This is a genomic window from Rhodoferax sp. GW821-FHT07G04 (assembly GCF_059418585.1).
Map to the genome: position 1 here is coordinate 254,410 of NZ_JBWKQD010000005.1, position 19,997 is coordinate 274,406.

Below are 19,997 nucleotides of genomic sequence, written 5' to 3' on the forward strand. Positions count from 1 at the left end.
GGTGTCAGCTCAAGGCCCCGCGACACGCAGCACGGTGCGAAAGCCCAGGTGGCTGATGGCCAGGTCGTCCTCCTGGCCCTGGCGAGCCCCCGAGCGGTAGCGCATGCAGTAGCTGGGCGCGCACAGGTAAGAGCCGCCCTTGATGACGTGCTGCGCCGCACCGCTCTCCAGTCGGGTCGGCGGGCCGGCTTCCAAGCCGGTGGGCGCTGGGGCATTGTGGTTGGGCGTGTAGCTATCGCTAGTCAGCTCCCAGACATTTCCGATCAGGTCAAACAGGCCTAACGCATTGGGTGCATAGCAGCCGACCGGCGCCAGCCCGACGAAGCCGTCGTCACCCGAATTCACCACTGGGAAAATGCCCTGCCAGGTATTGGCCTGCAGCGGCTGGTCATGGTCTTGCGCCGCCTGGCTCTGGCCTGCGCGTGCCGCCCATTCCCACTCGGCCTCGGTGGGGAGCGCATGGCCGGCCCAAGCGGCATAGGCCTTGGCGTCCTCGATCGTGACCGCCACCACCGGGAAGGCGCCGCGCCCCTGGATGTCGGTGCCGGGGCCGCCGGGGTGGCGCCAGTTCGCACCCGGCACGTAGCGCCACCATTGCCGCACGTCGGCCCGGTCCGCCGTCTGCTGCGGCATGCTGAACACTACGGCGCCGGGCTGCAGCATCTCAGGGGGCAGGTCGGGGTGGCGCCGCGGGTCCACAGGGCGTTCGGCCACCGTCACATAGCCGGTGGCGGCCACGAAAGCGGCAAACGCGTCGTTGCTGACCTCGGTGCGGTCCATCCAGAAGCCACCCACCTGGGTGGGGCGCACCGGCTGTTCTTCGGGGTAGACCGTGTCACCCCATTCAAAACTACCGCCGGGCACCCAGGCCATGCCCGGATAGCGCGGCGCGCTCGACGGGCGGGGCAGGTCGCAGTGCAGCACGGTACTGCCGTCGCGTTGCGGGGCGATGGGCGCGTGGTGGGACCAGGCCCAACTGGCTGCCGCCGCGGCAACCATCATCAGCACTGCGGCCCAGGGCGCAATGCGCTTGACGGTGGGGAGCAGCGCAGCCATCAGTTGTACCAGTAGGTGTATTCGTCCTGCGGCGACATCGGCTGGTCCAGCGTTTTGTCGATCGCCACCGGCATTTCTATGAACGAGGGCCACAGCGGCGCGGGCATGCTGGCGTGGTGGCTGTCCAGCAGGGTCTTCAGCTCGGCCAGCTTCTGCGGTTCCCGCTCGGCGAGGTTGATCTTTTCGGAGGGGTCTTGTCGCAGGTTGAACAGCCAGTTGCGCTTGGGGCGTTCCGACATGATCAGCTTCCAGTCTTGGTTTTGCACCGCGCGGTAGAGTCCGTCGCGCCAGAACAGGGGGCGCGGTGGCTGCTTGGCCGGTTGCGCGCTCAAGTAGGGCAGCAGGTTGACGCCATCAATGACACGGTCCGTGGGCAGGCTGGCCCCTGCTGCAGCGACCAGTGTGGGCAGCATGTCGATGTTGGAGATAGGCGGTGCGTATTGCGTGCCGGGGGCGATGTGGCCCGGCCATTTGGCCACGTAGGGCACGCGTAGGCCGCCCTCGAACTGCGTCAGTTTCCAGCCGCGGTAGGGACGGTTCACTTCGGGCAGGCCGATGTAGCCGGGCGCCCCGTTGTCGCTGGTGAAGACGACGATGGTGTTCTCATCCAGGCCCTCTTCACGCAGCGTCTGCAGCACGCGGGCCACGCTGCGGTCCACCGAGCGCACCATGGCGGCGTAGACGCGGCGGCGGTGGTCGGGGATGTTGGCCAAGGCGTCGTAGTCGGCCTTGCTGGCTTGCAGCGGCGTGTGCACGCCCCAGTGCGCCAGGTACAGGAAGAACGGGCGGTTCTTGTTTTGCCGGATCGCGGCCACGGCCTCGTCGGTAAAGTAGTCGGTCAGGTATTTAGACGGCTCGAACCACTTGCTGCCGTTGTAGCTGACGCCAAAGCGCATGTTGGGCCACAGAAAGCGGTCTATGGGGTCGAAGTCTTGCTTGGAGTTGACGACGTCGGGATGGTTTTGCGGCAGGTACAGGCCGCTCTCCATGAACAGGCTTTCGTCAAAGCCCTGGTTGTTGGGCCGCATATCGGGTGTGCTGCCCAGGTGCCATTTGCCAATGTGCAGCGTGTGGTAGCCGCGGGTTTTCAGCAGCTTGGCAATGGTTTGCTCGGAGGGGGGCATGCCCAGCTCGTCGAAGTCGCGGGCCTCGTCGGCCTTCTGCTGGTCGACGATGACCGGCAACTGCCTGTCCGTCGTGCCATACAGCATGCTAGCCACCTGGGCCATGGCGCCGGGCGTGGGTGTGAACTCCACCCCAAAGCGCCAGGGATAGCGCCCGGTCAGTAGCGCCGCACGCGATACGGTGCATACGGCTGCACCGGCATAGCCCTGGTCGAAGCGCACGCCGTCGCGTGCGATGGAGTCAATGGCCGGCGTGGGTGCGCCCTGGGCTGCATAGCCACCTCCCCGCGTGGTGACGTCGTTGATGCCCAGGTCGTCGGCCAGGATGAAGATGATGTTGGGCGGCCGCTGCGCCAGCGCCTGGCCGGGCTCTTTGGGGCCGCTCTGCCAGGGCGCGGGCCGGTAGGGCTCGCGCGGGTGCAGCCAGTCGGTGTACCAGCCCAGCGAGTATTGCAGGATGTAGAGCCGGTTTATGTAGGCCGTGGCCAGCAGTACCAGCAGCAGTGCCACGGTGCCTAGTGCGATGCGACGCGTCTTCATGACTGGCCACCCGGGGGCGGATGCAAGCGGGCACTGGTGCGGACTCTGGGCATGCTGTTCTCCAACGTAGTACTTTCAGTGACGCCCCCTCGGCGATTCCTGTGCGGGGCTTGTTTGAATCAATCAATACATGTGTGTATGGATTCGCATTGTGCACCAAATGGCAGAGGCATGCAAACGGCAAAAAAAGTTCTTTCGCTCAGACCATAGGCGGAGTACTATTTTCCTGCTCCGGCAAAAAAATGTCTGGCACCTGCGGGTGATAAAGACGACTGGGGCCGCGTTAAAAAAGGGAATGCCAAGCAATTGGCCAAGCCGGTACGTTGACTAGAAAGGCGGTGGTGCACGCCCAGGCGTGATGCTGCGCCGATGTCTTTGGAGGCGGATCGCCCGGCCCATGGGCGCCTGTGAAAGCTGTCAATTCAAGGAGGTCCAACAAATGAACAATTCCGTCAAGCAGGGGGGCTTAGGCCTGACCAGCATCAAGGCCCGGCTGATCTTCAGCTATGTGGTGCTGGCGCTGGCCGTGGTGCTGGTGTCGGCAATGGCCATCGCCAATCTGGCGGCGTCGCAGCGCAACTATGAAAACCAGGTCAATGTCATCGAAAAGGAAGACGCCTTGCTTGTCACGTTGTTCGACGCGGTGAATGCCCGTGCGGTGGCGGCGCGCAACATCGTGCTGCTGGATTCCGCGTCGGAAATCGCTATCGAGAAAAAAAGCATAGACGTGGCGTTTGAGCGTATCAATGGCTCGATGAAGACGCTCAAGACCATGCTGGCGGCAGACGGCCCGAGCGCGCAAGCGCTGCTGCGCAAGGTTGAGGAGATCGACAAGATCGAGACCAAGTACGCCGTGGTGGCCACCGAGATTGTCAAGAAGGCATTGGCCGGCGATCGCGAAGGCGCATCCAAATCGATTGCTGCGGACTGCAGACCGCTGCTGATGGCACTGGTGGCGGCCGTGGAAGTGGCCAAGAAAGAAATCCGCGACATCAGCGACCGCGATGTGGCAGCCTCTTTGGCCCAGAACCAAAGCCTGCGCTTGCGCATGTTCGGCGTCATCGCATTGGCGCTGACCGTGGCGGCGGCCTTGGCCGTTGTCATGACACGCAAGATCACCCGACCCCTGTCACAGGCCGTCAGCATCGCGGAAACAGTGGCTGCGGGTGACCTGTCATCGCGCATCGACGTGAGCAGCCGTGACGAAACCGGCCAGCTCTTTCGCGCGCTGCAGACCATGCAGGACAGCCTGGTCACCGTAGTCTCGCGGGTGCGGCATGGCTCGGAAACCGTGTCCAATGCCAGCTCCGAGATTGCCGAGGGCAACCAGGACCTCAGTGCCCGCACCGAGCGGCAAGCCAGCGCGCTGCAGCAGACGGCAGCCAGCATGGAGCAACTGAACTCCGCCGTGCAGCAAAACGCCGAGAACGCCCGCCAGGCCAACCAATTGGCGCAAAGCGCCAGTGTGGTGGCTCTGCAGGGCGGAGAAGTGGTGGGGCAGGTTGTCGAGACCATGAAGGGCATCAACGAATCCAGCCGCAAGATTTCGGACATCATCCAGGTCATAGACGGCATTGCGTTTCAAACCAATATCCTGGCCCTGAATGCTGCGGTGGAAGCGGCCCGTGCCGGTGAGCAGGGCCGCGGCTTTGCCGTGGTGGCGTCCGAGGTACGCAGCCTGGCCGGCCGCAGCGCCGAGGCCGCCAAGGAGATCAAGTACCTGATCAATGCCAGTGTGGAACGCGTGGAGCAGGGCAGCAGCTTGGTCGATAAGGCCGGGGAGACCATGACCGAGGTGGTGGCCAGCATACGCCGCGTAACCGACATCATGGGTGAGATCAGCGCGGCCAGCAGCGAGCAAAGCGCCGGTGTGTCGCAGGTCGGCGAGGCCATCACGCAGATGGACCACACCACGCAGCAAAACGCGGCCTTGGTGGAAGAAATGGCTGCGGCCGCGAGCAGCATGAAGAGCCAGGCTGGCGATCTGGTGCAGACGGTGGCGGTGTTCAAGCTGGCCGACGGTCCGGTTGCCGCGCCATCGCCGCGTGTATCCCCGGTGCGCGCATCGGCCGCAGCCGGGCAGGCGGCCACCGCGCCACGCAAGGCCTTGGCACAGACCGCCGCCAAAAAGCCGCAGGGCACAAGGCCCTTGCTGGCTGCCGTGCTGCCCGCCGCAGGCCCCAAGCTGGCGACGGCGGGTGCCGACGCGCAGTGGGAGACGTTTTAGCAGCCACTCGGCTGCAGGCAGGGTAGGCTTACGGCTTGCCCGCCTGCAGGGCGGCTATCAGCGATTCGATCCTGCGTACCATGGCATCGCGTGACGCGGCATAGTCTTTGCTGACGGCAGGTATATCGTTCCACTCCTCCAGTGCGGCACGCTGACGGAGGTAGTCAGGGGTGTTCTCCACCGTGATGGTGACCACCCGCGTGGCCGCAGCGACCACCTCCGGGCTGACGGCCCTTGGGGTCAGGCCCTCCGTGGCCATGCCATCCTGGCGAAGGCCCTTTTCTGTGGCGGGCTGTAGTACGGTGTCGGGCGTGATGCCCCGGGAAATGGCTGTGTAGGGCAGCCCGCGCTGAGAGGCCAATTGGTTGAAGTAGCTGGCGGCGATCACACTCTTGGCGGAGCCGTGGTCGCAGATGAAAACCACCTGCGGGGCCGGCGGCACGTCCGCGGCAATGCCGGATTGGAGCAAGCCAGCCGACAGAAACAATGCGTTGAGTAGATTTTTCATAGACGCTCCTAACTGGGCATTGAGCCCATGACAGGAGCAGTACTTGGGACGGCGGGCGTCCTGTGGTACGGGGAGACTGCTCGGTTCCCCGTGGGCACCATCTTAGCAGTAACCGGGCTTTTAGCCTTCGGTGTTACGCATCCAGTCAGCCGTCTTGAAGAACGACTCCTTCAAGCGTTCGGCCAAGTCGAGTGGCACGCCGGTCTCGGCCATGGCCTGGGCCATGCAGGCCAGCCACTGGTCGCGCTCGATCTCGCCGATCTTGAACGGCATATGGCGCATGCGCAGCCGGGGGTGGCCAAAGCGGTCGGTGTAGTGCTGTGGTCCGCCCAGCCAGCCGCACAGAAACCAGAACAGCCGCTCACGCGCGCCAGACAGGTCAGGCCCGTGCGCGGCACGCAGGGCTGCGTAGCCGGGTTCCAGGTCCATCAGGTCGTAGAAGCGTTCGGTCAGGGCCTTGACCTTGGCCTCGCCACCCATCCATTCGAAGTGGGTATCAAAAAGGGGCTTCTCTTGGATGTTCATGTTGGTTAAATTTGCCGCTAGCCCCCGTGGAATGGGCTTTGGCAGCTCCTAAAAGGATAGTAAAGGGAATATCAGTCGGGCGTGATGCGTTCGGGAAAGCTGTAGACCACCAACCCCGACTCGCGCACAAAGCCCACCAGGCAGATACCCGCCTGCTGCGCCAGGCGCACGGCCATGGCCGTTGGCGCCGACACAGTGGCTAGCAAGGCGATGCGGGCACGGGCGCACTTTTGCACCAGCTCGTAGCTGGCGCGGCTGCTCATCAGTACCCAGCCGGTGGTGGGGTCCACGTGGTGATGGGCCAGTGTGCCGATCAGTTTGTCCAGTGCGTTGTGGCGGCCCACGTCCTCCAGCGCATGCAGTAGTTCGCCCTGCGTGTTGACCCAGGCTGCCACATGCAAGGCGCCTGTCCGTGCATTGAGCGGCTGGTGCTGGGGCAGGCGTTGCAGTGCGGCCAGTATGTCGCTGTGGCGCAAGTGCACGGCATGCGCCAGCGGGGCCATGTCCAGCTCCAGCGCCTGCAGGCTTTCCAGTCCGCACAGGCCACAACCCGTGCGGCCAGCCAGTTGGCGGCGGCGGTCTTTCAGCGCGGCGAATTGCGCACTGGCAATGGTGATGTGCAGCTCCAGGCCTTGGGGCTGGGTCTGAACGTTGGTGTCGTAGATCTGAGCCGCGTCGTCGACTATGCCTTCCGACAGGCTGAAGCCTAGCGCAAAGGCCTCCAGGTCGGCCGGTGTGGCCATCATCACCGCGTGGGAGATGCCGTTGTAGACCAGGGCGACGGGGGTTTCCTCGGCCAGCGCATCTTGCGTGGTCTCGGGCGTGGCCTCGCGGTAGCGCAGTACGGCGTGCTGTTGTGTGGGGGCTGGAAGGATGGCGGCGGCTTCTTCCAGGAGGCTGGGCATCAGAGCGTTCTGCTCCGTGTCCCCCGCCCGCTGCGCGGGCTCCTCCTTTACCTGCACAGAACGCTCTGCCGCCCAGACTCCCAGTGCTGTGCGAGCCTGCGCCGATAAGCCCAACATCAAGCGCTCGCCGTCTTGCTGTTGCTCTACCCAGCCCAGCCCGGCCTGACCGGCAATTTCGGCCTCGCCCAGGTAGGCCAGTGCACGCAGCAGCGTGCTCATACGTATGCCCAGCGCCTTGCACAGCCGCGCGCTGGATATGGGTTGCGCATGTTGAGCCAGTTCCTGCAGCACGGCTGCCGATATATCTCCCACCTGATCGGCAGATGGCGTGGGCATAGGGCCACCCATGCTGTTTACGCCACGTGCGGCGTCAACACCACCGGCACGGCCTTGGAGGTTGGCGTGTCCGCCCCAATGGCGACGCTGGACAGCGGCACCAGCGCATTGGTTTCGGGAAAGTAGGCCGCTAGGCAACCCAGGGGAATGGGGTGCGCCACCAGCATGAAGCGCTTGGCCACACGTTCCATGCCATCCTCGGCCACGCTTTGCAGGTCCACCCAGTCGCCGGGCTGCATACCGAGGCTGGTGATGTCGTCGGCATGCATGAACAGTACGCGCCGCTCGCCAAACACGCCGCGGTAGCGGTCGTTCTGGCCATAGATGGTGGTGTTGTACTGGTCGTGCGAACGCAGTGTGGTCAGGTTGAATACACGCTCCGTGCTGCCCAGCTTGCCCTGGCGCGCGCGGTGGATGGGCAGGTCCACCGGCACGGCATGCACATGGAAGTTGGCCCTGCCGCTGGGCGTGACCCACAGGCGCTCGGCCGCGCGGTTGCGCAGGTGAAATCCGCCAGGCACCTTGACCTTGGCATTGAAGTCGGCAAAGTCTTCAAATACGGCAGCAATCTTGTCGCGTATGCGGTCGTAGTCGGCCACCAGCCATTGCCAAGGTGTCTTGCTGTGCTTCAGCGTGGCCTGGGCCAGACGCGCCACGATCATGGGCTCGGATAGCAAATGGGCCGAGGCCGGCGCGTTGATGCCGCTGGACAGGTGCACCATGCTCATCGAGTCTTCTACGCTGACAGCCTGTGGGCCGGTCTCTTGCACGTCGATCTCGGTGCGGCCCAGGCAGGGCAGTATCAGGGCCTCGGTACCGTGCACCAGGTGGCTGCGGTTGAGCTTGGTGGCCACATGCACGGTCAGTGCGCAGTTCTGCAGCGCGTGGTGGGTGCGGGGGGTGTCGGGCGTGGCGGCGGCGAAATTACCGCCCATTGCAAAGAAGACCTTGCCGGGCTGGTTCAGCATGGTCTCGATAGAGGCCACGGTGTTCAGACCGTCTGCGCGCGGTGGCGTGAAGTCGAACACCTGGCCCAGCTTGTCGAGAAAGGCCGGGGCCGGCTTCTCGTAGATGCCCATCGTGCGGTCGCCCTGCACATTGCTGTGGCCGCGCACCGGGCACGCGCCGGCGCCGGGCTTGCCGATATTGCCGCGCAGCAGCAGCCAGTTGACGATCATGTGGATGCTGCCCACAGCCTGCTGGTGCTGGGTGATGCCCATGCCCCAGCAGGCGATCACGCGCTCGGACTGCACATAGACCTGGGCCGCGCGGGCAATCTGTGCCTGGGTCAGGCCGGACTCCTGCTCGATCAGATCCCAGGATTCGCTCAGCACGTCTTCTGCAAAGGCTTCGAAATTGGTGCAGTGCTCGGTAATGAAGGCGGTGTCGATGATGCGCTTGCGGTCCTGCTGCTGGGCTTGGTGGTCGGCCTCCAGCACGCACTTGACCATGCCCTTGACGGCGGCCAGGTCGCCACCGATCTTGAGCTGAAAGTAATCCGTGGTCATTTCGGTGGAGCCACCGGTCAACATCTCCATCGCGCTTTGCGGATTCTGGAACTTCTCCAGCCCGCGTTCGCGCAGCGGGTTGAACGCCACGATCTGCGCACCGCGCTTGGCGGCCTTGCGCAACTCGCCCAGCATGCGCGGGTGGTTGGTGCCGGGATTTTGGCCGAAGATGAAGATGGCATCGGCCAGCTCGAAGTCGGACAGCAACACCGTGCCCTTGCCCACGCCTATGGCCTGGCGCATGGCCACGCCTGAGGGCTCGTGGCACATATTGGAACAATCGGGGAAGTTGTTGGTGCCGAACTCGCGCACAAACAACTGGTATAAAAATGCGGCCTCGTTGCTGGTGCGCCCCGAGGTGTAGAAGATCGCGTCGTCGGGGCTGGGCAGGGCGTTGAGCCTTTCAGCAATCAACGCAAAGGCCGCGTCCCAGCTGATGGGCAGGTAGCGGTCACTGGCGCGGTCATACTGCAGCGGCTCGGTCAGCCGGCCCAGGCCTTCGAGCTCCTGGTCCGACCGCGCCTGCAGTGCGGTGACCGTCTCCGCCCCTACCACGGCAGGCGTGGCGCGGCGGGCCGTGGACTCAGCCGCCACGGCCTTGGCGCCGTTCTCGCAAAATTCAAAGGTTGAGGTGTGGTCCGCATCGGGCCATGCACAACCCGGGCAGTCGAAACCGTCCGGCTGGTTGGCGGCCAGCAGCGTGCGTGCGCCCTTGGTTGCCACCCCCTGCTCCAACAGGTGGTGGGCCACACTCTTCAAGGCGCCCCAGCCACCGGCAGGACGCTTATAGACTTTGATTTTCTTCATGCAAGAAGTGCCATACGGGTTTGCCGATTACCAGATCGTCACGCGATCAGCGGACTGCAGGAACATCTTGTCGCCATCCTTGACGCCAAAGGCATCGTAGAACGGCGCCATATTGCGCAGCGTGCCGTTGGCGCGGAATTCGCCGGGCGAGTGTGGATCGGTCTTGATCAGCACGATGGCCTGTTGCTCACGCATCTTGCTGCGCCAGATCTGGCCAAAGCCGATGAAGAAGCGCTGGTCACCGGTCAGGCCACCAATCACCGGTGCGGGCTTGCCCTTCAGCGACAGCTTGTAGGCCTTGTAGGCGATGGCCGCGCCCGAGTTATCGGCGATGTTCTCGCCCAGCGTCAGCTCACCATTGACGTTGTAGCCAGGCACCGGGCTGAAGGCGCTGTACTGTTTGACCAGGGTGGCCGTCTTGGCGGCGAACTTGTCGTGGTCTTCCTTGGTCCACCAGTCGCGCAGATTGCCCTTGCCGTCGAATTGCGCACCCTGGTCGTCAAAGCCATGGCTGATTTCATGGCCGATGACCGCACCGATACCGCCATAGTTGACGGCGTCGTCGGCCTTGGCGTCAAAGAACGGGGGCTGCAAAATGGCTGCGGGGAACACGATCTCGTTGAGTTCGGGGTTGTAGTAGGCGTTGACGGTCTGCGGCGTCATGCCCCACTCGTCGCGGTCCACCGGTTTGCCCAGCTTGTTCAGCTCGTATTGCGATGCAAACTGGTTCATGCGGCGCAAATTGCCCACTGTATCGCCCTTGGTGATGGTCAGACCCGAGTAGTCTTTCCACTTATTGGGGTAGCCGATCTTGGGTGTGAAAGCGGCCAGCTTGGCCTGGGCTTCGAGCTTGGTGGCCGGGCTCATCCAGTCCAGCGTATCAATGCTTTCCTTGAAGGCTTGCAGTAGATTGGCCACCAGGGCTTCCATGCGGGCCTTGCTCTGGGCCGGGAAGTGTTTGGCCACATAGAGCTTGCCCAGGCTTTCACCCAGGCCGGCATCGACCAGGCGCACACCGCGCTTCCAGCGTGGCTCTTGCGCCGGCGTGCCGCGCAGCGTGGTATTGAAGAAGGCGAAGTTTTCGTCGGCAAACTTTTGCGGCAACTGGGCGGCGCTGGCGCTCAAGGTCTGCCATTTGAAGTAGGTCTTCAGCGTGGCCAAGGGCGTGGCTTGCAGAATCTTGTGCATGGCGCTCATGTAGCTGGGCTGCGACACGATCACATAGTCGATCTTGCCGGTCACGCCCAGAGCCTGCAGGTAGGCCGCCCAGTCGTAGCCGGGGGTCAGCTCGTCGAGCTTGCTCAGTTCGATCTTGTTGTAGGCCTTGATGGGGTCGCGCAGCTCCACCTTGGTCCACTGCACCTTGGCCAACTCGGTTTCAAAGGCCAGAATCTCGGCCGCATGGGCCTCAGCCTCTGCGTCGCCAGACATCGTGAGCATGGTGGCCACGTGCTTCAGGTACTTGGCACGCGCATCCTTGAGCTTGGCGTCCTCGTCCTTCAGGTAGTAGTCGCGGTCGGGCATGCCCAGGCCAGACTGGCCGATGTCGAGCACGTATTTTGTGGCATCGCGGTTGTCCTGGTGCACTTGCACGTCGTAGGGCGCCTTGATGCTGACTAGATTGAGCCAAGCCATCAGGGCCGGAATCTGCTTGGCATCGCCGATCGCGTCGATCTTGGCGAAGTCGGCCTGCAGGGGCTTGAGGCCCTGGGCTTCGATGGTCTTGGTGTCCATGTAGCTGGCGTAGATATCGCCAATCTTTCGGGCGTCGCTCCCGTCAGCGGGCTTGGATTTGGCCAGGTCTTCAACAATGGCGTGCAGGCGTGGCACCACGGCGTTGCGCAAGTCCATGAACGCGCCGGTCGAGGAGCGGTCGGCCGGGATATCGGCGGTCTTCAGCCAGGTGCCGTTGACATGGCGGAAGAAGTCGTCTTGCGCGCGCACGTGCTTGTCGTTGTACTGGGAGACCACGCCCGAATACGGTGCGCTGATGGACTTGGCGGGCTCGCCTCCCAAGGCGTAGGGGGTGACGCAGCCGCTGGCGATCAGGAATGCCAGTGAGCCCAGGAATTTCGCTTTCATGGATAGATGTTCCTCGGATGGATTTTTGTAAAACCCAGATGGTACGGCTTCTTGCGAGCCGCAGCTAAATGGCGGCTATTTGCGCACAGGCCGCTTGGCGCCGTTCAGGCGTAGCCTTGGCGCAGTACCACATCGGAGCAGGGGTAGGCCACGCAGGGCAGCACATAGCCCTCAGCCTGTTCCTCAGCGCTGAGGCCGGGCCATTCGATGGCATAGCGCACACTACCGCTCTTCAATTGACCAATGCAGGTGCGGCAGGTGCCATTGCGGCAGGAGCTAGGCCAGTCGCTGCCACCCATCTCCAGCGACAACAGCAGGGTGTCGGATTCCCAGGCGTCAACCTGGAGTTCGTCGGGTTCGGTGCGGGCAGTGTGGAGGGTGGGTTGCGATGGGTGTTGCTGCGTCACGTGGCTTGGCTGAAAAGGTCTTGTTGGCTACCCAGCAACCAGGTCTTGGGCGGGTTCAGCAGGCGGGGCAGGAAATTGCCGCTCTGGGCCGCCAGGGATTCGGGTGTGTGCAGCGTGAAGCTCAACTGGCGGGCCAGCGTGTTGGCCGCATCTTGCATGGCTTGGGCGATGGCACCCGTGCGGTCACCGGTGGTACTGAACAGCACCACGCTGACGGCAGCGTTGCTGTTGGCCTCTTCATACACAAAAGCTGCGCTGACTTCGCCGGTTACCGACTCCAGACAGGCGTGTAGCACATTGACCACGCCCATGGTCTTGCTGACCAAGGCACCCAAGGCTTCAAACACCGGCGCATCGGCATTGGCCTGGTAATGTTTTTGCTTGCCGATCTTGTGCACGCTCAATATGCCGGCGGCCGCCAAGCCTGCCAGCTCGCGCTGCACGGCTCCGGTGCCCGAGTGGGCGAGGGCGATGACTTCTCCCATGAAGAAGCTGCGCTCGGGCGCATTGAACATCACGGCCAGCACGCGTTGGCGCACCTTGGGGAACAGGGCATCGGCCAGGCTGGCGCGGGGAGGAGGGGGTTGGTGTTTTGTACCCATAATGGGTTTATTTTATCCGGTTTGTCTCAATTCTGACGATTTCTAGATTAAATTGGGCTGTAGCCCTCGTCGGTATTATGTCAGTAGCTATCAAAACAATAGCTGCCGCTGAGGCATCAACCCCACCAGCGCTAGCCGATGATGCGCAACAGCACCGAGATGATGGCAATGACGAGCAGGATGTGAATAAAGCCACCCAGGGTGTAGGCGGTGACCACGCCCAGCAGCCACAAAATAATCAGAACAACGGCGATGGTGTATAGCATGGCAGTACCTTTTGCTTTGGTTATAAGGTTGTGCCATTGTTGAGTCCTTGTAGCGCGGTGTCCGTGCGGCAGCGCACCCAGGTGCGCGTGCCAGATTGACAGGTTTAGAACGATTCCCAATCGCCGTCATTGCTGCCGCTGGCGGCCGTGGGTTTGGACGCTGGAGCTGCCGCTGCCGTGCTGGCAGCCTTGGGTGTTTGCAAGGCGGGTTTGGGTGCTGCGGGTTTGCTGCTGGTGTGGCCTCGTGCTGCCGCGCCCTTGGGTATGCCGCCAGTGCGCCGCTCGGCGCCGGCAAAGGGCTTGGCGCTGGCAGTGGGGGAACGCACGGCTGCCACGGCCGACACCGGATGGTGGCCTTCACGTCCGTCTTTGAACACGGCGACCACGGCCACCAATTCCTGCGCCTGGGTCTTGAGGCTGCTGGCCGCGGCGGCCATCTGTTCCACCAGCGCGGCGTTCTGCTGCGTGGTGTGGTCCATCTGCTGCACCGCCTCGCCGATCTGCGACACACCGCTGGACTGCTCGTTGCTGGCGGCGCTGATCTCGCCCATGATGTCGGTGACACGGCGGATGGAGGTGACGACCTCGGACATCGTGACGCCGGCCTGGTCGACCAGGGCCGTACCCTGCTCCACGCGCTCCACGCTGGCATTGATCAGCATCTTGATCTCTTTGGCGGCCTCGGCCGAGCGGCTGGCCAGGGCGCGCACTTCGCTGGCCACCACGGCAAAGCCACGGCCCTGCTCGCCGGCACGGGCGGCCTCTACCGCTGCGTTCAGGGCCAGGATGTTGGTCTGGAAGGCGATGCCGTCGATGACGCTGATGATGTCCGAAATCTTTTTGGAGCTTTCGTTGATGCCCTTCATCGTCTCGACTACCTGGCTGACCACCTCGCCACCGCGCACGGCCACCTGGGAGGCGCTGGTTGCCAATTGGTTGGCCTGGCGCGCGCTATCGGCGTTCTGCGCCACGGTGGAGCTCAGCTCTTCCATGGAGGCGGCGGTTTCCTCCAACGCGCTGGCCTGGCTCTCGGTGCGGGAGGATAGGTCCTGGTTGCCCTGGGCAATCTCGGCGCTGGCCGTGGCCACGCTCTCCGAGCCCTGGCGCACGCGGCTGACCACGTCCAGCAGGCTGCCGCGCATGGCCTCCAGCGAGCGCAGCAGCGCGGCGGTTTCGTCCTTGCCGTCGGTGTGCAGCTTCTGGGACAGGTCGCCCCCCGCAATCTGGCTGGCCGCGGTATTGGCCTGCGCCATGGGGCGGGTGATCAGCCCCGTGATCCATAGCGCCAGAAAGCTGGCCATGGCAATGGCCGCAACCAGCAGGCCGATGACCCAGGCACGGGAGGACGAAAAGGTGGACTGAGAATCCTTATATGCGGTATCCGCCCCGTCGCCATTGAGGGTGACCAGTTTCTCAATGGCGCCCGCCATTACACGAAAGCTGGTGCGCGAGTCACCGTTCAAGAAGGCTTTGGCAGCGTCGTGCTCGGCGTCACCACCCTGGGACAGTTTCAGCAGCTTGGGGTAGTTGCCGTAGTGGGTTTGGGACATCTGCTTGAGTTCGTCAAACAGCTTGCGTTCCGTGTCGGAGGAGATGGTGGGCTCGTATTTGGTGAAGGCCGATTCGATGCGCTTGCGGGCGCTGGCCGCACGTTTGTCGTTCTCTTCTACGCCCTTGGGTTCCAACGCCAGCACCATCTGGATCTCTGCACGGCGGTATTCGTTGAGCCCGGCGTCGATCTCGCCCAGGATGCGTATGCTGGGCAGCCAGTTGGTGGCGATGTCTTGCGTACTGCCGTTGACCTTGCCCAGCTGGCTGACGGCGAAGACGCCAGTGATGACGGTCAACACCAGAATCGTCGCAAACGCGATGCCCAGCTTGGCACCGATTTTCAGATCAGAAAAGCGCATCGGCTACTCCTCCAAAAAACATTCGACCGCAGGTTTGCCACGAGGCTAAAGCAAAAGCAGGGCCAGGGCAATAGCCATCGTTTGAAATTTTGGTGGCCGCGCACAAACCGGTGGCCATGCACGCTTTGGGTGCGGCACTTGTGGTGTAAATTGCGCACACCATGCCCAGCACCACACTGCTCATCATTGATCCCCAAAACGATTTTTGCGACATACCCGGCGCCGCGCTGCCGGTGACGGGCGCTCACCAGGACATGCAGCGCCTTGCCGCCTTCATCACCGCGCAGCAGCAACGGCTAGATGCGATGGTGGTGACGCTGGACTCCCACGCCAGCGTGGCCGTGGAGCGCACCCCATTTTGGGTGGATGCCCAGGGGGCTGCGCCCGCGCCCTTCACTTTTGTGACAGCAGCCGATGTGGCGTCGGGCCGCTACCGCCCCCGCAGGACCGAGCACACGCCCAAGGTGATGGCTATGCTGCAGCAACTGGCCGAACGTGGCCGCCCAGGCTTGGTCGTGTGGCCGGTGCACTGCGTCACCGGCACCTGGGGCCACAACATCCACGGCGCCGTGGCGGATGCACTACAGGCCTGGGAAGTTGACCAGCAAAAGGCAGTGCGCAAGGTGCTGAAAGGGGAATACCCGTTGACCGAACACTTTGGCGTCTTCGAGGCCGATGCGCCTGATGCCGCCGTGCCCTCTACGCTGTTCAATACAGCGCTGGCCCGCTCCGTCACCGATGGCGTGGATCTGCTGCTGGTGGCTGGCGAGGCATCCAGCCACTGTGTGGCCGCCAGCTTCGACCAACTGACCCGCTACCTGGACCAGCACCCCGGCCCGCGGCCACGCATCGTGCTGCTGGGCGATTGCATGAGTCCGGTGACGGGCTTTGAAGACATGGCCCAGGCCTTCATGCAGCGGGCCACGACCTGGGGTGCGGAGGTGATGACTTGCAAAGAGGCAGCTTCCTTGTTGGCCTAGACTGTGCTTTGATGCCTGCTATCGTAGGGATAGCGGACCGCGTCTATTTTCAGAGGGCTGGCGCGAATGGAGCTCACCGTGCTTGGCGGAATCAGGATGAGGGAACCGGGGCGCACGGCGTGGACGGTGCTATCTGTCCACACCTCGCCGCGGCCCTGCAGCACAAAAAATGACTCCTCGCCCACCTTGTTGTAGCTCCACGCGCTAGCGCAGCCGGGCTCCAGGCGAAAGAGTGCCACGCTGACCTGCGGTGTCTTGGCGCCGGGCAGGGCGCTCAAGCCAGTCAGCTCCTTGAGCATTACACGGGGGAGACAGTTGTGAAGGGAAGGTCGTCAGGGTGCAGGGCGATGGGGGTTGGCAAGGGCATAGTTGGTGTTTCAGGCATTCGGCATTTAGTGCCGCTTGTCTGCGTTGAATATCTTCAGATATTGCAACTCCATTGACTGCTTGCGCAAACAGTTACCTATCCGGGTTTCTTCAGTTGCAATCGCAAGACTTGGCAATCTTGTCCATTGAAGGCACCGGTAACCTCGCGCAGCACACAAAAGCCAAGCTTCTCGTATAGCTGAACCGCAGCCTCGTTGGATTTGACAACATTGAGTTCAATCTTGTCGTGCATGCCGGCTATCGCCTTTTGCAGCAGTGTCTCGGCAACCCGCTTGCGACGATGCAGAGGGTGGACAAACAGCCATGAGACGGTGCTTCCATGTATTCCGGTAAACCCTATGACAACACCATCTCGCTCGGCTACGGAAATTTCGGAGGCCTGAAACGAGGGCTTCATCCTTGCGTCCTCGTTCAGTGGTGGAATGACAGGTGGCGTGGGCTGTCCTCTGAACTCGTCAGGTTTCGACAAGTCGTAGATGGTGCAGACGGCGTCCCAGTCACTGGGCTTGTACGGTCGGATAAGCATGGGCTGAGGCTAATCGTGGTGGGCTAGATTTGCACCGCACACTTCACCGACACCTTGGGGCCTCCTGGTGCGCTTGGCGCTACCTCGAAGCCGAAAGTGGCGCTATTGCTGCCTTCTGTCGGGGCGTTACTGAAGCTGAAGCCAAAGTAGGCGGCTCCATTGGTGTTGGCGGTCACGCTGAAGTTGAAGGCGCCGGTCTTGGGATCGTAGGCCCTCTCGTATACATAGGTGGTGTCCTTCGCGTTGCCGCTGGAGCCCCGTTGGTAGGCAACAGCGCCTTGGTAGGCCGTGCTGAGGAGCTGTAGCCCGGAGATGGAAAAATTCACCGTGCATGCCTTGCCCGACGCATCTTGTCCGGTGGATACCGTTCCAGCCAGGCAGCCCAGCAACACTTCATCCAGCGAAGATGGCGCCTGCAAACAGTTGACAAGTACGGATCGGGTAACCGTTGCGATGCGGATGGCTTCGATGGGATTGTTCGCGCTACCCCCACCGCCACACGAAGCCAGCAACGCGCTGCATAGCAGTACGAGAGAAATCAATAGCCGTCGGTGCATTCCGTGTTCCTGAAGTGTGTTGAAGATATTGGTGTGGCTGGCAGCTCTGTCAGTAGTGGATTGGTCAACATTGGTTCCAATATCGCGCGCCATCGTATCCCTAAACCGGAAGAGGGCGTGGGCCTGCTCTATGGCAAAAGGTGCTTGATGAGCTGCAAGCAGGGCGTTCTCTCACCCCATAGGGTAGGAAACAACTCCATCGGCACAAAGCCAGCACGCGCGTAGAAGGCGCGGGTTTGCGCGTATTCGGGGCTGGGGTGGGAGTCGGCCAGTGTCTTCACCTGCATGAAGCGCGCTCCCTGCGCAAGGGCCCACGCCTCAGCGTGCTTCAGCAGCGCTTGCCCCAAGCCCTGGTTGCGCTTGTCGGCATGCACCGCGATGCAATGGATTTCAAAGGCTTGGGCGAAGTGCTGTTTCAGCGTGACAAATCCGCCAACGCCCTTACCGTCCACCGCAGCAAAGGTCGGGTGTAAAGATCTGTCACGGATGTATTCCTGCGTGGATTCTTCCTGCCCAAACCACATGGGCAAACTGCGCAGCACGCGCTCGGCGTGGGATTGGATGTCGGGTGAGGCGGGGACTATGTGCATGCTGTTGATGACTATAGCTACCCAGCCACCGTGTCCCACTCCAGTCCAAACTTCAGCAAATACTTGCGCAGCCGGTCTGCATCGTTGATGACGCTGCGCTGTTGGCGCGAAACGTTGAACAGCTCACGCCCCGCGTCGCTGATGCTGGCATGTTTGCGGCACACCGCGATGACCGCCTGGAGTTGCAGTTGGTCGAATGTGTCCAGCGTGGCCGCGGTGTCACCCAATAGGTCTTGCAGCGACGGATTGCTTGCGGCCGTCCTTGCTTGGCCCGGCTCGCCGTCCACATCAGCAGCCGGCAATGCTTGCCATTGCCAACGCAGCCGCTGGATTTCGGCGTTCACCAGTGCAATGCCGATGCGGCCATGGTCCGCCAGCGTGGCCAGGCGCGTGATGGAGGCGCTCAGATCGCGGAAGTTGCCACGCCACACCGCGTCTACCGCCGTGGCAAAGCGCAGGTAGGCACTACGCGCCTCTGCTGTAAAGCGCACCTGCCGGCCCAGTTCTTGTGCGGCCAGTGTGAGCTGGTGGTCCATATTGGGCTCAATGTCTTCACGCCGCTGGGCCAGGCCGGGGAGGGTGTAGGTCCATAGGTTGATACGGGCGAATAAATCCTCACGAAAGCGTCCCGCATTGATTTCGATGCGCAAGTCCTTGTTGGTGCCGGCTATCAGCTGGAAATTGCTGTGCGCCTCGCGGTCCGCCCCCATGGGCAGAAAACGCTTTTCTTCCACCGCCTTCAGCAACATGGCTTGCTCGTCCAAGCCCAGTTCGCCAATCTCGTCTAGAAACAACAGGCCGCCATGCGCGGTGCGCAGCAGGCCAGGCCGGTCAGTGATGGCGCCGGTGAATGCACCTTTCTTGTGGCCAAACAGCGTGGAGCCCGCGCCGTCGCCATGCAGCGTGGCGCAGTTCACCTCGACAAACTCGCCGCCGATCTGGTGGCGGGACTTCTTCAACTCATACACACGCCGCGCCAGCATGGACTTGCCCGCGCCGGTGGGGCCGGTCAGCAGCATCGGCGCCTTGCTCTGCACCGCCACGCGCTCCACCTCTTCGATCAGCGTGTTGAAGCGGGCATTGCGGGTGGCGATACCGCTCTTTAAAAAAGACACGGCATCTTGCTGCGCCACATGCAAGCGCTGGTTGATCGCGTCGTAGCGCGACAGGTCCAGGTCAATCACCTCGTGGCTGCCGGGGCCGCGCCCCTGGCGCCCCCGGGGCGGGGCGCTTTGCAGCAACACACCGGGTAGGAAGCGTGCCTCCACCAACAAGAACAGGCATATCTGCGCCACGTGCGTGCCGGTGGTGATGTGGGCCTGGTAGGTCTCGCGGTTGGTGTCAAACGGGTAGGCCGCCGCCCAGTCGTACAGCGCGGTGTAGACCTCGCCAAAGTCCCAGGGGTTGGCCAGGTTCATCTCTATCAGCTTGACCTCGGTGCTGGGGGACAGCTGCGCATAGTCGCTTTGCACCTGCCGCGCCAGCGCCGTGCTGCGCGCATCGTGGAACAGCTCCAACCGGTCCACGACCAAGTCCTCATGCTGCGCCAGCGATACCGTGGGTCGCCATTTCTCCCAGCGCGTGGGGCTGAGGCCTGAATCGAGTTGGGTGCCCAGGAATCCTATGACGACGAGCTTTTTCATATGGCTAGTTTACTAGCTAAAAAGATAAATTAATTGATTTTCCATCTGAGCTGTTTGGGGTTGAATGTGGTTGAGTATTGAAAATATTCAATAAATTCAATGGTTTATGAAAAATTCATGCCGGGCGAGGGGATTTGGCACGCCCCATGCAATATAGGAAGTGCCATACGCAGAAGGTGTTCGCTGACAAGCAGGGGTTTCCGGGTAGCCGGGCCTCGCTGGTGCAAAGAGATTTGGTTCATGCCATGTTTTTTTGTATGCCGCGACCTGGAAACGTGGGGCAAAGGCATGCGGTCAAGGGGTGGCTCGGGTAGAGGAGCCGCCCCGCCAGGTTCAACTCCTGGATGCCACCGTTCTGTAGCTCAGATTGGTAGAGCAACGCGCTGATAACGCGTCTGTCGCGGGTTCGATTCCCGCCGAACGCTGGTCGTCAAAAAGCCAGCTTACTTGGAAGTAGTGAAGAAGAGAGAAGTGCCGCACGTGGGTCGTCAAAAAGCCCACCAGCAGCAGT

At 62.5% G+C, this 19,997-nt stretch carries 18 protein-coding genes and 1 tRNA gene; 3 read left to right on the plus strand and 16 right to left on the minus strand.

The genetic code is table 11. The annotated features are described in order from the left end of the window. Positions 1–9: 9 nt before the first annotated feature. Positions 10–1,056 carry a formylglycine-generating enzyme family protein gene (locus AC07OO_RS22360; protein ID WP_495084358.1) on the minus strand — a complete coding sequence of 349 codons (1,047 nt, stop codon included), beginning with the start codon at positions 1,054–1,056 and terminating at the stop codon, positions 10–12. After that, positions 1,056–2,720 carry a sulfatase-like hydrolase/transferase gene (locus tag AC07OO_RS22365; RefSeq protein WP_495084359.1) on the minus strand — a complete coding sequence of 555 codons (1,665 nt, stop codon included), beginning with the start codon at positions 2,718–2,720 and terminating at the stop codon, positions 1,056–1,058. Before AC07OO_RS22365 ends, AC07OO_RS22360 begins: the two co-directional genes overlap by 1 nt. Positions 2,721–3,159: 439 nt before the next feature. Here AC07OO_RS22365 and AC07OO_RS22370 point away from each other — a divergent pair, with 439 nt between their 5' ends. Then, a complete protein-coding gene (locus tag AC07OO_RS22370) occupies positions 3,160–4,947 on the plus strand; it encodes a methyl-accepting chemotaxis protein (RefSeq protein WP_495084360.1) in 1,788 nt (595 codons plus the stop codon). Between the two features lie 28 nt (positions 4,948–4,975). Here AC07OO_RS22370 and AC07OO_RS22375 read toward each other — a convergent pair whose 3' ends face one another. The 9 genes from AC07OO_RS22375 to AC07OO_RS22415 form a co-directional block, all read right to left on the minus strand. Continuing rightward, positions 4,976–5,455, minus strand: coding sequence for an arsenate-mycothiol transferase ArsC (locus AC07OO_RS22375; protein WP_495084361.1), 480 nt, complete (start codon positions 5,453–5,455; stop codon positions 4,976–4,978). A 120-nt stretch (positions 5,456–5,575) separates the two neighbouring features. After that, positions 5,576–5,980: a group II truncated hemoglobin gene (locus AC07OO_RS22380; RefSeq protein ID WP_495084362.1), complete on the minus strand. Its 405-nt coding sequence runs from the start codon at positions 5,978–5,980 to the stop codon at positions 5,576–5,578. A gap of 71 nt (positions 5,981–6,051) precedes the next feature. Next, positions 6,052–7,221 carry a formate dehydrogenase accessory sulfurtransferase FdhD gene (gene fdhD / locus AC07OO_RS22385; RefSeq protein ID WP_495084363.1) on the minus strand — a complete coding sequence of 390 codons (1,170 nt, stop codon included), beginning with the start codon at positions 7,219–7,221 and terminating at the stop codon, positions 6,052–6,054. 17 nt (positions 7,222–7,238) lie between these two features. Further along, complete coding sequence (locus AC07OO_RS22390; protein ID WP_495084364.1) at positions 7,239–9,536, minus strand: FdhF/YdeP family oxidoreductase; 2,298 nt, start codon at positions 9,534–9,536, stop codon at positions 7,239–7,241. Positions 9,537–9,563: 27 nt separating this feature from the next. Further along, on the minus strand, positions 9,564–11,618 hold the full coding sequence (locus AC07OO_RS22395) for a M13 family metallopeptidase (protein ID WP_495084365.1): 2,055 nt from the start codon (positions 11,616–11,618) through the stop codon (positions 9,564–9,566). 104 nt (positions 11,619–11,722) lie between these two features. Continuing rightward, positions 11,723–12,025, minus strand: a complete 303-nt coding sequence (locus AC07OO_RS22400; RefSeq protein WP_495084366.1) for a 2Fe-2S iron-sulfur cluster-binding protein — start codon at positions 12,023–12,025, stop codon at positions 11,723–11,725. Next, positions 12,022–12,627 carry a transcriptional regulator gene (locus tag AC07OO_RS22405; RefSeq protein WP_495084367.1) on the minus strand — a complete coding sequence of 202 codons (606 nt, stop codon included), beginning with the start codon at positions 12,625–12,627 and terminating at the stop codon, positions 12,022–12,024. Before AC07OO_RS22405 ends, AC07OO_RS22400 begins: the two co-directional genes overlap by 4 nt. Positions 12,628–12,758: 131 nt before the next feature. Next, positions 12,759–12,893 carry a lmo0937 family membrane protein gene (locus AC07OO_RS22410; RefSeq protein ID WP_495084368.1) on the minus strand — a complete coding sequence of 45 codons (135 nt, stop codon included), beginning with the start codon at positions 12,891–12,893 and terminating at the stop codon, positions 12,759–12,761. A 104-nt stretch (positions 12,894–12,997) separates the two neighbouring features. Further along, positions 12,998–14,803 (minus strand): methyl-accepting chemotaxis protein, encoded by a 1,806-nt coding sequence (locus AC07OO_RS22415; protein ID WP_495084369.1) that lies wholly within the window; start codon positions 14,801–14,803, stop codon positions 12,998–13,000. A gap of 161 nt (positions 14,804–14,964) precedes the next feature. Between AC07OO_RS22415 and AC07OO_RS22420 the strand changes: the two genes are divergently transcribed. Further along, complete coding sequence (locus AC07OO_RS22420; protein WP_495084370.1) at positions 14,965–15,783, plus strand: cysteine hydrolase family protein; 819 nt, start codon at positions 14,965–14,967, stop codon at positions 15,781–15,783. On the opposite strand, the gene AC07OO_RS22425 is transcribed toward AC07OO_RS22420, so the two are convergent. From AC07OO_RS22425 to rtcR, 5 genes are all read right to left on the minus strand, one after another. Further along, entirely contained in the window at positions 15,780–16,061 is a 282-nt protein-coding gene (locus AC07OO_RS22425; protein ID WP_495084371.1) for a cupin domain-containing protein, read from the minus strand. The two genes, AC07OO_RS22420 and AC07OO_RS22425, sit on opposite strands and share 4 nt — an antisense overlap. 185 nt (positions 16,062–16,246) lie before the next feature. Beyond that, positions 16,247–16,696, minus strand: a complete 450-nt coding sequence (locus AC07OO_RS22430; RefSeq protein ID WP_495084372.1) for a GNAT family N-acetyltransferase — start codon at positions 16,694–16,696, stop codon at positions 16,247–16,249. Positions 16,697–16,719: 23 nt separating this feature from the next. Next, on the minus strand, positions 16,720–17,253 hold the full coding sequence (locus AC07OO_RS22435) for a hypothetical protein (RefSeq protein WP_495084373.1): 534 nt from the start codon (positions 17,251–17,253) through the stop codon (positions 16,720–16,722). Between the two features lie 128 nt (positions 17,254–17,381). Then, a complete protein-coding gene (locus AC07OO_RS22440; RefSeq protein ID WP_495084374.1) occupies positions 17,382–17,843 on the minus strand; it encodes a GNAT family N-acetyltransferase in 462 nt (153 codons plus the stop codon). A 17-nt stretch (positions 17,844–17,860) separates the two neighbouring features. After that, positions 17,861–19,486, minus strand: a complete 1,626-nt coding sequence (gene rtcR / locus AC07OO_RS22445) for an RNA repair transcriptional activator RtcR (RefSeq protein WP_495084375.1) — start codon at positions 19,484–19,486, stop codon at positions 17,861–17,863. Between the two features lie 351 nt (positions 19,487–19,837). On the opposite strand from rtcR, the gene AC07OO_RS22450 reads away from it, so the two are divergent. Next, positions 19,838–19,911 (plus strand) — tRNA-Ile (locus tag AC07OO_RS22450). Positions 19,912–19,997 lie beyond the last annotated feature (86 nt).

Coding starts and splice junctions, on each gene's coding strand:
- AC07OO_RS22360 (WP_495084358.1), bottom strand. CDS start 1,056: ATGGCTGCGCTGCTCCCCACCGTCAAGCGCATTGCGCCCTGGGCCGCA.
- AC07OO_RS22365 (WP_495084359.1), bottom strand. CDS start 2,720: ATGAAGACGCGTCGCATCGCACTAGGCACCGTGGCACTGCTGCTGGTA.
- AC07OO_RS22370 (WP_495084360.1), top strand. CDS start 3,160: ATGAACAATTCCGTCAAGCAGGGGGGCTTAGGCCTGACCAGCATCAAG.
- AC07OO_RS22375 (WP_495084361.1), bottom strand. CDS start 5,455: ATGAAAAATCTACTCAACGCATTGTTTCTGTCGGCTGGCTTGCTCCAA.
- AC07OO_RS22380 (WP_495084362.1), bottom strand. CDS start 5,980: ATGAACATCCAAGAGAAGCCCCTTTTTGATACCCACTTCGAATGGATG.
- fdhD (WP_495084363.1), bottom strand. CDS start 7,221: ATGCCCACGCCATCTGCCGATCAGGTGGGAGATATATCGGCAGCCGTG.
- AC07OO_RS22390 (WP_495084364.1), bottom strand. CDS start 9,536: ATGAAGAAAATCAAAGTCTATAAGCGTCCTGCCGGTGGCTGGGGCGCC.
- AC07OO_RS22395 (WP_495084365.1), bottom strand. CDS start 11,618: ATGAAAGCGAAATTCCTGGGCTCACTGGCATTCCTGATCGCCAGCGGC.
- AC07OO_RS22405 (WP_495084367.1), bottom strand. CDS start 12,627: ATGGGTACAAAACACCAACCCCCTCCTCCCCGCGCCAGCCTGGCCGAT.
- AC07OO_RS22410 (WP_495084368.1), bottom strand. CDS start 12,893: ATGCTATACACCATCGCCGTTGTTCTGATTATTTTGTGGCTGCTGGGC.
- AC07OO_RS22415 (WP_495084369.1), bottom strand. CDS start 14,803: ATGCGCTTTTCTGATCTGAAAATCGGTGCCAAGCTGGGCATCGCGTTT.
- AC07OO_RS22420 (WP_495084370.1), top strand. CDS start 14,965: ATGCCCAGCACCACACTGCTCATCATTGATCCCCAAAACGATTTTTGC.
- AC07OO_RS22430 (WP_495084372.1), bottom strand. CDS start 16,696: ATGCTTATCCGACCGTACAAGCCCAGTGACTGGGACGCCGTCTGCACC.
- AC07OO_RS22435 (WP_495084373.1), bottom strand. CDS start 17,253: ATGCACCGACGGCTATTGATTTCTCTCGTACTGCTATGCAGCGCGTTG.
- AC07OO_RS22440 (WP_495084374.1), bottom strand. CDS start 17,843: ATGCACATAGTCCCCGCCTCACCCGACATCCAATCCCACGCCGAGCGC.
- rtcR (WP_495084375.1), bottom strand. CDS start 19,486: ATGAAAAAGCTCGTCGTCATAGGATTCCTGGGCACCCAACTCGATTCA.